Source organism: Aureimonas sp. OT7, assembly GCF_014844055.1.
Lineage (GTDB): Bacteria > Pseudomonadota > Alphaproteobacteria > Rhizobiales > Rhizobiaceae > Aureimonas > Aureimonas altamirensis_A.
Window position 1 is genome coordinate 1243846 of the sequence record NZ_CP062167.1, and the last position, 13880, is coordinate 1257725.

Below are 13880 nucleotides of genomic sequence, written 5' to 3' on the forward strand. Positions count from 1 at the left end.
GAACGCCGGTCGAAAGGAAAGCCTTATGAACAAACCGCGCCAAAGAAGAAAGAGCGGGGCGATGCGCGCCATGGTGGGCGTCGTGGTGGTGGCGTTGCTTCTTGCCGGGGCTCTCACCGGCGCATGGTTCTATCTTGCGGGCCAGCTCGACCGGAAGATCGTCGAGGTGGTGGACCGCGCGGCCGGCGGCGGCACGACGATCGTATGCGACGGGCGGCGCGTCTTCGGCTATCCGTTCCGCATGGGCCTGGCTTGCGATGGCGTCGCGGTGCAGGCGCCGGCCAGCGGCGTCGACGCGTCTGCCGGGGCGTTCCGCGCGGTGGCTCAGATCTACGACCCGAACCTGATTGTCTCGGAGTTGACCGGCCCGGTGCGCATCGCCGCCCCGAACGTGCCGGCCGTGGAGCTGGCCTATGCGCTGGCGCAATCCTCGACCCATCTGTCGGATGGGCGGCTGCAGCGCTTTTCGCTGGCTGTGGACCAACCGGTCCTGACACTGGGCGGTGGCGGGCAGCCGCTCGCCAATTCCGCCCGGTTGGAGGTGCATGCGCGGCAGAACGGCGATGACCTCGACCTGGCCCTCAGCGATGCCGGCGTCATCGTGACGCCGCCGGGCCTTGGCCCTCTGCCGCCCTTTGATTTCGGGCTGGACATGGCGGTGACGGGCGGCGCGGAGTGGCTGCGCGGAGTGCTGCCGGGCGGGCGCCTGGAAACGGCCTTGCGCGGGCGCTCCGGCCAGTTGCGCGCGATCCGCGTCAATCTGGACGGCGGCGGCGCCGCCGAGATCGCCGGGCCTTTCAGCTTTTCGCCGGAAGGATTGCTGAGCGGCGACTTTCATATCGCGCTGGAAGATCCCCGGGCCATCGCCGATCTCGTGGGGCGGATCGCGCCGGCGGCCGGTGGCGTTGCCAACGCTATTGCCGGCGGCATCGGCTTTGCCGGACGCCAGGAAAACGGCCGCTCGGTAATCGACGTGCAGGTTCGAAACGGGCGGGCCCAGTTGGGCTTCATTCCGCTCGGCGAAATCCCGCCCCTTTAAGGGCGGGATCGCAGACCGCAGGGGGATGCCGGGGCTTATTGCTGCCCCGCGTCTTCCAGTTCGAAGACGATGCGCACGCGGGCGGTGGTGGTGTTCTCGCCAGCTTCCACGGGCACGCTCGAATCTTCGGCGGCCATGCGCATGGCGGCTCCCATGGGCATCGGCATGGGCGGACGCCCGCCATAGCTTTCATCGCTGATGGCGATGATGTCGCCGAGGCCGAGCTCGGCGGCCTGCGCCATGACTTCGGCCGTGGCGCGCGCCTTGGCGATCGCGTCGCGGCGGGCCGCATCGGCAAGCGGGGCAGGGTCGTCGAGCGTGAAATTGATGTCTCCACCCTGGTTCACGCCCAGCGAGATGGCCTTGTCGAGCACCTCGCCGACCTTGGCGATGTCGCGCACGCGCACGGACAGGGAGTTGCGGACCTCATAGCCGACGATCTTCGGTGGATTGGCCGGCTGCCCGTCCTGACGATTGTCGTACTGGTACTGCGGGTTGACGGAAAAACCGACGGTCTGCAGGTCGCGGCCCTCGATGCCAAGTTCCCGCATGGCGGCGGTGACGGCGGACACGGCCTCGTTGGCCTGCCGTGTGGCGTCGGCGGCGGTCTCCGCGTTGCGCAGCACCGTCAGCGTCGTCGTCGCGATATCGGGAGCGGCGCTGGCGCGGCCTTCGCCGACGATGGTGAGGGTGCGTGTCTCGCTGTCGGGCGCCTGCGCGGAGGCGGCCATCGGGACGGCTGCCAGCAGCACGGCGAGCGGCAATGCCAGGGTCTTCGAAAACATCTGCGAGTATACCTCCGGTTCATTCGATTCGGCGAATGTGCCAGACAATTGAGGCGTGAACCGGCCGTGGGAAGGGGCCGGGAATTTCGCGTGGCCGTCGCTTGTGGTTGACCGGCCTTTCGGCTAGAGCCTTGGCGCGTAGGGTCCGTAGCTCAATGGTTAGAGCCGGCGGCTCATAACCGCTTGGTTGGGGGTTCGAGTCCCTCCGGACCTACCACGCACAGTTTGTACAGCCCGAAGACGTCAGCCAAACGCCATCGTCAAGCTCGTTCAATCCGGGCCTCCGACCTTGCGGCGTCGTTCGTCAGGTGAGGTCGGCGACCAGATCGGAGGCCACCCACAGCACGGTGGCGTTTCCCGGCCCCTCCGATACCAGCACATGCGCCATGGCTGAATCGAAATAACAGCTATCGCCGACGTCGAGCGTGAGCGGCTCGTACAGTTCGGTCAGGATGCGCACCCTGCCGGACAGGACATAGACGAACTCTTCGCCGGCATGGCGTACGTAATCCCGCGAGGAGATGCTCTCTCCCATGCCGATGGTGGCGACGATGGGGTGGAACCGCTTGTTGGACACATCGGCCGACAGCATCTCGTAATCGTAATGCTGCGCCTCGATGCGCGCGCCGCCGCCGGCACGCGTGACGGAGCGCCGGCCAGATCGCATGCTCGTCGCCTCGTCGACGAAGAGCGTCTCCATCTCGGCCCCGAGGCCGAGGGCGAGACGCAGGATGATGTCGTAGGTCGGCGACATCCGCGCATTCTCCACCTTGGAAATGGTGGATGCGGCCACGCCGCAGCGCGCCGCAAGATCCCTGACGGTCAGCCCGCGATCCTTGCGCAGGCTTTTGATCCGCTGGCCGAAGCGATCGATTCGCGTCTGCACGAGTTGCGCCGATACGACGGGCCGGGGCGGTTCGAACGTATGTGTCACCGATGATGCCTTTCGATGCCTGCGGCCGGACGCACCCCTCGTCGAGGAGGGTCCGGGCACGACGACAACCCGCTTTTTGCACAGGATTTCCAGCTTTTTGCCGAAAGTTGGGGCAGCGCCCCGGATTGACCTGCACAATCCTGCTGTGTTCATTATAGGAAACAAGATCATTATCGGACACAGGCTTCGGCTTGTCGACAGGCTGGAGGGGCCATGACGGAACTATCATTGTCCTACGACGCGTTGACAGCGGCGCTTCGGGATATTTTTGTTGCCTACGGCTGCTCGCGCACCGTAGCGGACGCCCTGGCCGCCAATTGCGCGTCGGCGACGCGTGACGGCAGCGAGAGCCATGGCCTTTTCCGTATGGCTGGATACGTCTCGACACTGCGCAGCGGCTGGGTGGATGGGCGTGCCGAGCCGGTGGTGGAGGATGTCGCTCCCGGCTTCGTCAGGGTGGATGCCCGCAACGGATTCACGCTTCCGGCCCATGCGGCTGCGCGGCCTTTGCTCGAAGAGAAGGCGCGGCAGAACGGCATCGCGATCCTCGCCATCCGCGATTCGCACCATCTCGGCGCGCTGTACCTGGATATAGAACCTTACGCGCAGGCGGGCTTCGTCGCCCTTTCCGTCATCAACTCGATGGCGGTCGTGGTGCATCCCGGCGGAACGAGGCCCGTCTACGGCACGAACCCGGTCGCCTTCGCCGCCCCGCGCGCGGAGGGCGCTCCGCTGGTGTTCGACATGGCGACATCCACCATGGCGCATGGCGACGTGCGCGTCGCCGCGCGGGAAGGGCGGTCCGTGCCGGAGGGTGTCGGCGTCGATGCCAGGGGCGATCCGACCACCGATCCCGCCGCCATCCTGGAGGGCGGCGCCCTGCTGGCCTTCGGTGGCCACAAGGGCACCGCCATCGCCCTGATGGTGGAACTTCTGTGCGCCGCGCTGGTCGGTGGGCAATTCTCGTTCGAGGTGGACTGGAGCGCCTATCCCGGCGCACAGACGCCGCGCACCGGCCAGACCGTCATCCTGATCGATCCCGCCCGGGCATCGGCGCCGCTGGCGCCTTTCGCCGACCGCGTCGAGCTGCTTCTGCAGACCATTCTCGCGTCCGGCGACGTCCGGCTGCCGGGCGAAAAGCGGCTCGCCCGCCGCCGCGCGGCCGAAGCCGGCATCGTCGTGGACGCCGCGCAATGGCAATCCATTCTAGACCTGAAGGACAAGACATCCGCATGACGACAGACACAATGGCCGCGCCCAGCGCGGCGCATCGGCGCAAGGCACTGGTTGCCAGCCTGATCGGAAGCTCGATCGAGTGGTTCGACTATTTCCTCTATGGCACGGCGGCGGCACTGGTGTTCAACCGGCTGTTCTTTCCCAGCGCCGACCCGGCCATCGCGCTGCTCCTGTCCTATCTGTCCTTCTCTCTCACTTTCTTCATCCGCCCGTTCGGCGGCATCATCTTCGCCCATATCGGCGACCGGATCGGCCGCAAGAAAACGCTGGTCATAACCCTTTCGCTTATGGGGGCGGCAACGGTCGGCATCGGCCTGCTGCCCACCTACGAGACCATTGGGATCTGGGCTCCGATCATCCTGATCCTGCTGCGCGTGGTGCAGGGGCTCGGCATCGGCGGCGAGTGGGGCGGCGCGCTGCTGCTGGCGTACGAGTATGCCCCCAATAACCGCAAGGGCTTCTTCGGATCGGTGCCGCAGACCGGCGTCACCATCGGCATGCTGCTCGCCACCCTGTCCATCACGGCGATGCTGCTGATCCTCCCAGAGGACGCTTTCCTGTCCTGGGGATGGCGCATTCCGTTCCTGTTATCGGCGAGCCTCGTCTTCCTGGGCCTGTGGATCCGCTCCGGCATCGACGAGACACCCGACTTCAAGAAGACGCAGGCGGAAGGCAGGGTCGTGCGCATGCCCGTGGTGGAGACGCTGCAGACGCAGTGGCGCGAGGTGCTGATCGCCGCCGGGTTGAAGGTCGCGGAGACCGCACCCTTCTATATCTTCACCACTTTCATCGTCAGCTATGCCGTGACCAATGTGGGCTATGCGCGCGAAAGCATCCTGACGGCGGTGATGATCGGGGCGGCGATCTCGACCGTGATGATCCCGCTGATGGGCCTTCTGTCCGATTATGTCGGGCGCAAGATCGTCTACACCCTGGGCTGCGCGGCCATGGGGCTGTTCGTGTTTCCCTATTTCATGATGGTGAACACCAACGACATCGTGCTCCTGACGGTCGCCACCGTCATCATCTTCGGCTTCATCTGGTCGCCGGTGACGGCGGTCCTGGGCACACTGTTCTCGGAAATCTTCCCGAGCCGGGTGCGCTATACCGGCGTTACGCTCGGCTACCAGATTGGCGCGGCGCTGGCCGGCGGCACCGCGCCGCTGATCGCCACGTGGCTGCTGACGCGTTTCGACAACGACTGGCGCACCGTTGCGGCCTACGTGCTTGCCACGGTCGTGCTGTCGCTGACGGCGGCGTTCATGATCCGCAAGCGGCCGGTGAACATAGGCGGTTGAGCTGGCGGGCAAGCCCGGGCTGGTCGAGGCTTGTGCCTCGCCAGCCGATGTGCCCGTCCGGCCGCACCAGCCAGAAGCGTGCGCTGTGCCCGTAGGCGCCGACGAAGCCATCCGCTGCGTCCGCCAGGAGCACGATGCCGGGCAAGTCCGGCCAGGGCGCGGCATCGCCCGTATTTATGACGACGATGCCGAGTTGCCCCGCGCGACGCTTCGGCTGCCGTTCGAGCCACGCCTGCACCTCCCCGGCGTCGGCCGCCGCCACCAGCGTCGGCCGGCCGCTGCGCAGCGTATCGAACAGGCGGAGCGGAAAGCCGAAGCCACGTCGCAGCAGACCGTTGACGTCCGGCGCGCGATCCCCCGCGGCGGGTTCGTCCGGGCCGGCCACCGGCGCGTCCTCGTCCACGAAGGCCGTGCCCCTGTAGGAAATCCTGATCTGCGTGTCGGCGTAAGGGTCGGGCTTGCCGTGCTCCCGCCCATAGCCGAGGCTCGCCTGCCGGGTCCGTTCGAGGACTGCGGCGCCGACAGGGCGCCGCTCGGCCTCATAGCTGTCGAGCAGGCCGGCATCGACGCCCTGACGCAACACGGCCGCCAGCTTCCAACCCAGGTTCCATGCATCCTGTATGCCGGTATTCATGCCCTGGCCGCCCGTGGGCGGGTGGATATGCGCGGCATCGCCTGCCAGGAAGACGCGCCCGACGCGGTAGCTGTCCGCAAGCCTGAGGCTGATCCGGAAGAGGGAAGACCACCTAAGATCCGATAGCGGGGGTTTTCCCGGCAGAAGGTCGTCCGCGATGGCTTGCAGATCGGGCAGCGTCGGGCCGGGCATATCCGCCTGTATGCCGTGGTCCGTTCCGCCCGGCGGGACGATCGTCGATGGTGCGGGCATGGAGACGCGGTAGCGCCCCGGCTCCGGCAGGGGAATCGCAATAAACATGTCGGGTGGCCCGTCCTCATGCAGGCGCAGCGCGCGAAGGGCCATCCCGTAGGGCAGGTCCCACGCGATATGCACGTCGCCCAGCATGAAGGGCCAGGGGAAGGCATCGCCGGTAAAGCCGACGCCGACCTGATGTCGCACGGTGCTGTGCGCCCCGTCGCAACCGATGACATAGGCAAAGCGCGCTTCTTCCACGCCGGCCTTGCCCGACAGGGTCACTGCCACGCCGCCCGCGTCCTGCGACAGCGCAGTCAGCGCCATGCCGCGCTCAGGCATCACGCCATGAAGCATCAACCGTCGCGTCAATATGGCTTCCGTTTCATACTGCGGAATTCCCAGTTCCGCGTAGGGGATGGGCAGTTCGGGCCTGACCGCATCCTGCGCCGGGCCACCGGCGATCACCGAACGCATACCGCGCAGCCAGAGGCCGGACCCGATCATCGCGTCGGAGAGGTCCATCGCTTCCCACACTTCGAGGGTGCGGGGCGTTACGCCGATGGCGCGGCAATAGGGCAAGGGTTCGGCAAGCCGGTCGACGATCCGGCACGGCACGCCGCGACGCGTAAGGTCCAGCGCCATCGTCAGCCCGACGGGGCCTGCGCCTACGACGAGAACATCCCGTGCCATGTTCAACCTCCCGAATGGCGCGACCGGGGATAGAGTATGCTGAACCCGGGTGCGTTGGCACCCATCACGAAAGCCCGTGATCGTTACCTGCGAAGGCCTTGGGCGTCCCGGGTGGCATAGATGTCGCCAGACTGCGCATCGTCGGCGAGGTCGAGGATTTGCTGCCGCATGGACGCCGCGTCGCACCAACTGGTCGTGACCCAGCGGTTGCTTTCTCCGACCACGCGGTTGAACCGGTAGGGGGCAAGGGACGCAAGCCTGTCGATGGCGCCCAACGCCACCTCACGCATCGGCGGGACGTATTCGAAGGCGACTGTCTGGATCGGATGGCTCAACCCGGCCAGGATCGCCGCCTCCGCCCCCTCGACGTCGATCTTGCAGAAGGCAGGCATGCCATGGCGCGCAATCAGCATGTCGAGCGTCTCGATGTCGACAGGCTGCCGCCCGTCCCAGCGCACCTTGCGGAAGCCCGGCGCGCGGGAGGCGCCGTCGATGAAGTCGGCCGATATCGTGGACACCGTCGGATGCCGTGACGAAACATGCAATATCGCTTGCCCCGGCTCTGCACCGAGGGCACAGCGCTCGAGCGCAACCAGCCGCCCGCCCATGCTGCGTTGCAGGAAATCGGCGTAGGGCCGCTGGGGCTCCACTGCGACCACCCGGGCTCCGAGCCGCACCATGGCGATGCTGCGGTTGCCGACATGCGCGCCGATGTCGAAAACAAGGTCGCCGGGGCGGACGAAGCCGGCAAGGAAATGCCGGAGTGCGCGATCCTTCCAGGGACGGGCGCGATATATGGCCAGCGAGCGTGCCAGTCCCAACAGTGCGGAAAGCCGTGCCAGATCGCTTCTCCTCTTGCCGGATGCCCGGTTGCCGTAAAATAGGGCGCCAAGCCGCTTTGCCTTCCGTCACGGCTGCCCAATCTTAACCTGCCTGACAGGAAGGCGACTGTCGCCGATGAACATGGACGTGGGACGCATGGCGCGGGCACTGTGGCTGGAAAGCGAAGGAACGGCGCGGCTGCGGCAGGAGCCGACGCCGCATGCCGGACCAGGCGACGTCGTGGTGCGTGCAGCCTATTCCGGCATAAGCCGCGGTACGGAACGGCTGGTGTTCGACGGTCGGGTTCCGCCCGGTTCGTGGCAGGACATGCGCGGGCCGCATATGCAGGGCGGCTTCGGCTTTCCGCTCAAATACGGCTATGCCGTCGTCGGCGACATCGTCGCCGGCCAGCCGGACAGGGTGGGTGAAACCGTCTTCTGCCTGCATCCCCACCAGGATGTCTTCAGCATCCCGGCGACGGACGCCGTGCCGGTGCCCGCAAGCGTGCCGCACCGCCGCGCTGTTCTGGCCGCCAACATGGAAACGGCGCTCAACATCGTATGGGACGCCAATATCCTGCCGGGAGACCGGGTAGCCGTCTTCGGGGCGGGGGTGGTCGGCTGCCTCGTCGCCTATCTGGCGGCGCGCATTCCGGCAACAAAGGTCGTCATCATCGATCGGCAGGCCTGCCGCGCCGAAACTGCCGAGGCCCTCGGCGTCGCATTCGCCGGCTCTTCCACGGGGCAGAGCGACTGCGACGTGGTGGTCAACGTGACCGGTTCCAGTGAAGCCTTGTGCGAGGCGATCGAGATTGCCGGCATCGAGGCGCGGATCGTGGAGGCAAGCTGGTACGGCAGCCGGCCGGCAGAGTTGCACCTGGGTGGCGCCTTCCACTCCCGGCGGCTGACGATTGCGAGTTCGCAGGTTGGGGCCGTCTCTCCGTCGCGCGCCCCGCGCTGGGCGTCGAGGCGGCGGCTGGAGACCGCGCTGGCCCTGCTCGCGGATGAACGGCTCGACTGTCTCATCGTTGGTGAAAGCGCATTCGACAGCCTCGATGCAGATTATGCCGGCATCCTCGCCGACCCATCCACCCTGTGCCATTGCGTCCGCTACTGAGGGAGCTTTCATGTACGCCGTCGAAGTCCGTGACCATATCATGATCGCCCATAGCCTTCCCCGGCCGGTCTTCGGCCCGGCGCAGGCGATGCATGGGGCGACCTTCGTCGTCGACGCGGCCTTTTTCACGGACGATCTGGACGAGGACGGGCTTGCGGTCGATATCGGCCGCGCCACCCAACTGCTTGCCAGCGTCCTGAAGCCCTTGAACTATGCCAACCTCGACGCGTCGCCGGCCTTTGCCGGCAAGGTGTCGACCACGGAGGCCATCGCCAGGCACATATTCGATGCGCTTGCCGGGGCGATATCGGCCGGCGGTCTGGGCGGCGCGGGCGCGCCGGTGCGCAAACTGCGGATCACCCTGCATGAATCGCATGTCGCACGGGCCTGGTACGAGGCCGCCCTGTGAGCGGAGACTTTGCGGCGGACTGGCTGACCCTGCGCGAGCCCGCCGATCTCGAAGCGCGCGACGCAAGCCTTTTGGGTCGCCTCGGATCCCTTTGCGGCGAACTGTCGATCAACGAGGCGGTCGATCTCGGTTGTGGAACGGGTTCGACCTGGCGCGCGATGCCGCCCGCTTTGGCCGATGGCCTTCGCTGGACGCTGGTCGACCGCGACACGCGCCTGTTGGACGAGGCGCGTCATCGCCTTGGCGACAGGCCGAATGTCCGGTTTCGTGCGATGGATCTCGGCGAAGTCCAGGCGATCCCGTTGCCAGTGCGTGGACTGGTGACGGCCTCGGCGCTTTTCGATCTGTGTTCCGCCGCCTGGATCGACACTTTCGTGGCCCGGATCGTCGAAAGCCATGGCGTTCTTTATGTCGCGCTGACGCATGACGGCGAGGTTTCGTTTGCGCCGTCTCATGCGGGCGACCGCGACATAGGCCGCGCCTTCGATGCGCATCAGAGAACCGACAAGGGGCTGGGCGTCGCGCTGGGGCCGGATGCCGCCGCCCATCTTGCCACCCGTCTGCGCGCTGCGGGGATGCATGTCCTGGAGGCGCGCTCCGACTGGGTCCTGACGGTGCGGGACGCCAGCCTGCAGCGCGCCTATATCGGCGGCTATGCGGCCGCCCTCGGCGATGACCCGTCCGTGCACGGCATCCTGGACTCCTGGCTGTCGCATCGCTTTTCGGCAATCGATGCCGGCGCGGCGTCCTGCGTCGTCGGCCATCGCGACGTCCTGTCCTGGCCGCGCGGTCGAGGGCGCAGCGTCGCTCGGCCGTCGAGAAGGCCGATGTCCCGCTTTATCTCGTCCGGCAGGTCATCTTCCTGAACAATGCGTGGTCCATCGAGCAGCCGCCGTATAAGTGTATTCGATATGCGACGAAGCAGGGAGGTAAGCATGAGGCGATCCTGTCCGTTTGTGTCGAATGGACAGTGAGCCCCTTTGCATGCGATGACCAATCGAAGTTCTTGCCTCCGGCATAAGGTATTTCGATAGGATGTCGCCGCTTCCGCCGCTGTCCGCCCTGCGCGCCTTCGAGGCGGTCGCACGCAATCTCAGCTTCAGCCGCGCCGCCGAGGAGCTCGGGATGAGCCAGGCCGCCATCAGCTATCAGATCAAGGTTCTGGAAGACCGGGTAGGCAAGCTGTTTCACCGCCGTCACCGCCATATCGAGCTTACGGAGACCGGCCGCCTGCTGGCGCCGGGCGTCCGGCAGGCATTCCAGCAATTGTCGCAAGCCTTCGCCCATGCCCTTTCGGATCGAACCGAAGTGCTCTCCATGACGGTGGTGCCGACCTTCGCGTCGCAATGGCTGGCGCAACAGATCGGCACCTTCCAGATGGCTCATCCGGATATCGCCGTGCGGATCGAGGCGGGAACCGCGCTCGAGGATCTGTCCTCGGGCCGCTTCGACATGGCGATCCGGTCGGGTCCGGGCGGCTGGCCCGGCATCCGCGCGACGCGGCTGCTGCCGGTGGAGTTTACGCCGATGGTATCGTCTGCGGCGCTCGACCGCTTCGGACCGCTTTCGAGCCCGGGGGATCTGGCCGACTTTCCATTGCTCGACCCCGGCGACCCCTGGTGGGGCCAGTGGTTCGACGAGGTCGGCGTTCGCCGCGCGCCTCCAACGGGCAGGGTCTCGACGATGGGCGCCCAGCATCTGGAGGCGATGGCCGCGATGGCGGGCCATGGGGCGGCAATCCTGTCGCCTTTCTTCTACCGGGCGGAGCAGGCCGATGGCCGCCTGATCGCCCCCTTCGACCATGTGGCGCGCAATGGGCACTTCTACTGGCTTTGCGCGCCGCCCGGTCCCGTGCCGCGCAAGCTGCGCCTGTTCACAGAATGGCTGCTGCCGGCGCTTGGCGTGGACGCCTGAGTGTCCGTCAGACGGCGGTAAAGCCGCCGTCGACGGGCAGGCAGATACCGTTCAGCATCGCAGCGGCGGGGCCGAGCAGAAAGGCGATCGCCTCCGCCACTTCCACCGGCTCCACGAAGCGCCCCATCGGAATGCGCTGGAGCATCGGCCGCGCCTTGTCGGCGTCGCTCCATGCCTTCACCGCCATCGGGGTCAGCGTCACGACCGGGTTGACCGCATTGGCGCGAATGCCGTGCGGCCCGTATTCCAGCGCCATCACGCGCGTCGCCGCGTCGAGCGCGCCCTTGGAGGCGCAGTAGACGAGGTGGTCGCGGATGCCGACGGTGGAGGCGATGCTGGATACGTTGACGATGCTGCCGCCGCCGCCCCGCTCGATCGCCTGTCGTGCGAAGTCGCGCGACAAGGCCATGGGCGCGCGCACGTTGACGGCCATGATCTCCTCGAAGGTCTGCCGGCTGAACTCCGACGCCGGCTCAAGGGTCGTCGTGCCGGCACAGTTGACCACATCCTCCACACGGCCGGCGCGGGCGATGAGGCCGTCGACGGCGTCCGCGTCGGCAAGATCGGCCTCGACCGTCTCGCAGCCTGTTTCCGCGGCAAGGCTTTCGAGGTCGGCGCGTGTGCGCGCCACCGCGATGACGCGCGCCCCCTTGCCCGCCAGCAGACACACTGTCGCCCGTCCGATGCCCTTTCCCGCGCCGGTCACGAGTATGCGCCTGCCCGTCAGCTCGCTCATGGTCCCTCCCGACCGGTGAAATTTTGTATTTTGATTTTTACAAAATCTCTTCACAACCGCAAGTTTGTATCTTAACCTTTGGTTCAGATCGCCTGGGAGCGCGATCTTACCGGGAGGAAATCATGAGACAGTTCCTGTTGGCCTGCGCCAGCGTGGCGGCGCTTGCCTGCGCAGCTCCGCAAGCCATGGCGCAAGGAGAAGGCTGGAGCCTGGAGAAGGCGGCGGAGCCCTACAAGGGGTCCGAAATCAGCGTCATTTTCCTGGATCGGCCGGGCTACCGCGCGATCATAGACCTGTTGCCCCAGTTCGAGGAGGCGACGGGCATCAAGGTCAATTACGAGATCGTGCCCTACGAGAACACGCGCGAGCGCCAGGTTCTCAATTTCACGTCGATGGGAGACCTGACCATCGCCCTGGTCGATCTGGTCTGGATCGGCGAGTTCGCCGAGAATGGCTGGATCGTCCCGGTGGAGGATTTCACCTCCGATCCCGAGATCACCGATCCGAAGCTGAACCTGCAAGGGTTCTTCCCCCTCCTGCTCGATGCGTTCGGCACCTGGGACGGCACGGTCTACGGACTTCCCTTCGACAATTATTCCGGCCTCTTGTTCTATAATCGCTGCATGCTCGAGGAGGCCGGTTTCGATGGGCCGCCCGACAGCTGGGCGCAGTTGAAGGACGAGTATGGCCCGAAGCTGACCAATGACGGCAAGTTCGCCTTCGCGCTGCAGTCGCGCCGTGGCGAGACGCAGTCCGCCGACAGCTTCATGCGGGTTCTCTGGCCTTTCGGGGGCTCGCTCCTGAACGACGAGTTCCGCTCGAACCTGATGAGCGAGGGCAGCCAGGCAGGCCTGAATTTCCGGCAGGAGCTGATGCAGTACATGCCGCAGGGCATCGTCAGCTACGATCATAACGAAGCCGTCAACGCACTGGCGCAGGGCCAGGTCGCGATGATCACCGAGTGGTCGTCCTTCTACTCCACGCTTGCCGACCCCGCCACGTCGACGCTCGGCGACTGCCTTGCCGTCGCGCCGGAGCCGGAAGGTCCGGCCGGCCGCCTGCCGGCGCTGGGCGGCTTCTCGCTTGCCGTCGCCTCGCAGGCGCCGGAAGAGCTCCAGAAGGCATCCTGGCTGTTCATCCAGTGGGCGACATCGGAAGACATCGCCCAGGCTTACGTGGATGCAGGCGGCGTCTCCGGCCGCACGGCGGTCTATGAAAACCCGGAAGTTCGGGAAAAGTACCAGTTCGTCGAGCCGATGGTGGCGTCATGGCAGAAAGGCGTGCCGGAATTCCGTCCGCGCTTCCCCGCCTGGCCGGCCATTTCGGAGATCGTCGCCGAATGGGGCACCAAGATCATGCTGGGCGAGGTGACCGTGGAGAACGGCGCCAAGGAAATCGGCCAGCGGATGGAGCAGGTGCTGGAGCAGGAAGGCTATTACGGCGGCGACAAGGCGCTGCTGCAATAGTGCCGCCGAGGATCGGCCCCTACCGGGCCGCGCTGGAGGAGATCGGCGCCGCTCTGGACGCACTGGACGAAGGCGGTTTCGCCGCCTTCGTCCAGGCCATCGCCTCGGCGCGCCGCATCGCCCTTTACGGCGTCGGCCGCGAGGGGTTGGCGATCAAGGGCTTCGCCATGCGCCTGTTCCATCTGGGGCTCGACGTGTCCATGGTGGGCGACATGACGACACCGCCCATCGGGCCGGGCGACCTCCTGGTCGTTTCGGCCGGGCCCGGCGGCTTTTCGACCGTTAACGGGCTGATGGGCGTGGCGAGGGCGGCGGGTGCGCGCATCGCCCTCGTCACCGCCAATCCCGGCGGCAGCGCCGCGCGGCTTGCCGACACCGTGCTGGTGGTGCCGGCACAGACGATGGCAAACGATGTCGGCGGCCACTCCGTGCTGCCGATGGGCTCGCTCTTCGAGGGGGCCGAATTCATCCTTTTCGAGATGGCCGTCATGGCCCTGGCCGAGCGTCTGCATATCGATGCCGGCGCAATGCGCGCACGACACACGAACTTGGAATAGGGCAGGC

At 66.4% G+C, this 13880-nt stretch carries 14 protein-coding genes and 1 tRNA gene; 10 read left to right on the forward strand and 5 right to left on the reverse strand.

Annotated features, from left to right (window positions below; all coding sequences use genetic code 11):
• The first annotated feature begins 25 nt into the window (after positions 1 to 25).
• Positions 26 to 1039, forward strand: coding sequence for a DUF2125 domain-containing protein (locus IGS74_RS06005; protein ID WP_192390152.1), 1014 nt, complete (start codon positions 26 to 28; stop codon positions 1037 to 1039).
• Positions 1040 to 1074: 35 nt separating this feature from the next.
• On the opposite strand, the gene IGS74_RS06010 is transcribed toward IGS74_RS06005, so the two are convergent.
• Complete coding sequence (locus IGS74_RS06010; protein WP_039190596.1) at positions 1075 to 1824, reverse strand: SIMPL domain-containing protein; 750 nt, start codon at positions 1822 to 1824, stop codon at positions 1075 to 1077.
• A 141-nt stretch (positions 1825 to 1965) separates the two neighbouring features.
• Between IGS74_RS06010 and IGS74_RS06015 the strand changes: the two genes are divergently transcribed.
• Positions 1966 to 2041: transfer RNA gene (locus tag IGS74_RS06015), tRNA-Ile, on the forward strand.
• An 87-nt stretch (positions 2042 to 2128) separates the two neighbouring features.
• On the opposite strand, the gene IGS74_RS06020 is transcribed toward IGS74_RS06015, so the two are convergent.
• On the reverse strand, positions 2129 to 2758 hold the full coding sequence (locus tag IGS74_RS06020; protein ID WP_192390153.1) for an XRE family transcriptional regulator: 630 nt from the start codon (positions 2756 to 2758) through the stop codon (positions 2129 to 2131).
• Positions 2759 to 2971: 213 nt separating this feature from the next.
• Between IGS74_RS06020 and IGS74_RS06025 the strand changes: the two genes are divergently transcribed.
• The gene (locus IGS74_RS06025) at positions 2972 to 3994 is read left to right on the forward strand and encodes an Ldh family oxidoreductase (protein WP_192390154.1); all 1023 of its coding nucleotides are present in this window, start codon (positions 2972 to 2974) and stop codon (positions 3992 to 3994) included.
• On the forward strand, positions 3991 to 5292 hold the full coding sequence (locus tag IGS74_RS06030) for an MFS transporter (RefSeq protein WP_192390155.1): 1302 nt from the start codon (positions 3991 to 3993) through the stop codon (positions 5290 to 5292). Before IGS74_RS06025 ends, IGS74_RS06030 begins: the two co-directional genes overlap by 4 nt.
• Here the strand turns inward: IGS74_RS06030 and IGS74_RS06035 are convergent.
• Positions 5255 to 6853 carry an FAD-dependent monooxygenase gene (locus IGS74_RS06035; protein ID WP_192390156.1) on the reverse strand — a complete coding sequence of 533 codons (1599 nt, stop codon included), beginning with the start codon at positions 6851 to 6853 and terminating at the stop codon, positions 5255 to 5257. The genes IGS74_RS06030 and IGS74_RS06035 overlap by 38 nt on opposite strands.
• A gap of 83 nt (positions 6854 to 6936) precedes the next feature.
• Positions 6937 to 7674, reverse strand: a complete 738-nt coding sequence (locus IGS74_RS06040) for an FkbM family methyltransferase (protein ID WP_246722999.1) — start codon at positions 7672 to 7674, stop codon at positions 6937 to 6939.
• Positions 7675 to 7810: 136 nt separating this feature from the next.
• On the opposite strand from IGS74_RS06040, the gene IGS74_RS06045 reads away from it, so the two are divergent.
• The 4 genes from IGS74_RS06045 (at position 7811) to IGS74_RS06060 (ending at position 11114) form a co-directional block, all read left to right on the forward strand.
• Entirely contained in the window at positions 7811 to 8791 is a 981-nt protein-coding gene (locus IGS74_RS06045; RefSeq protein ID WP_206688221.1) for a zinc-binding alcohol dehydrogenase, read from the forward strand.
• A gap of 10 nt (positions 8792 to 8801) precedes the next feature.
• Complete coding sequence (locus IGS74_RS06050; protein WP_039188535.1) at positions 8802 to 9200, forward strand: 6-carboxytetrahydropterin synthase; 399 nt, start codon at positions 8802 to 8804, stop codon at positions 9198 to 9200.
• A complete protein-coding gene (locus IGS74_RS06055) occupies positions 9197 to 10066 on the forward strand; it encodes a class I SAM-dependent methyltransferase (RefSeq protein WP_192390158.1) in 870 nt (289 codons plus the stop codon). The genes IGS74_RS06050 and IGS74_RS06055 overlap by 4 nt, the downstream gene beginning before the upstream one ends.
• A gap of 169 nt (positions 10067 to 10235) precedes the next feature.
• Entirely contained in the window at positions 10236 to 11114 is an 879-nt protein-coding gene (locus IGS74_RS06060; protein WP_192390160.1) for a LysR substrate-binding domain-containing protein, read from the forward strand.
• A 7-nt stretch (positions 11115 to 11121) separates the two neighbouring features.
• On the opposite strand, the gene IGS74_RS06065 is transcribed toward IGS74_RS06060, so the two are convergent.
• On the reverse strand, positions 11122 to 11850 hold the full coding sequence (locus IGS74_RS06065) for an SDR family oxidoreductase (protein ID WP_192390162.1): 729 nt from the start codon (positions 11848 to 11850) through the stop codon (positions 11122 to 11124).
• A gap of 122 nt (positions 11851 to 11972) precedes the next feature.
• Here IGS74_RS06065 and IGS74_RS06070 point away from each other — a divergent pair, with 122 nt between their 5' ends.
• Positions 11973 to 13316: a sugar ABC transporter substrate-binding protein gene (locus IGS74_RS06070; RefSeq protein ID WP_192390164.1), complete on the forward strand. Its 1344-nt coding sequence runs from the start codon at positions 11973 to 11975 to the stop codon at positions 13314 to 13316.
• Positions 13316 to 13873 carry an SIS domain-containing protein gene (locus IGS74_RS06075; RefSeq protein WP_245282924.1) on the forward strand — a complete coding sequence of 186 codons (558 nt, stop codon included), beginning with the start codon at positions 13316 to 13318 and terminating at the stop codon, positions 13871 to 13873. The genes IGS74_RS06070 and IGS74_RS06075 overlap by 1 nt, the downstream gene beginning before the upstream one ends.
• Positions 13874 to 13880 lie beyond the last annotated feature (7 nt).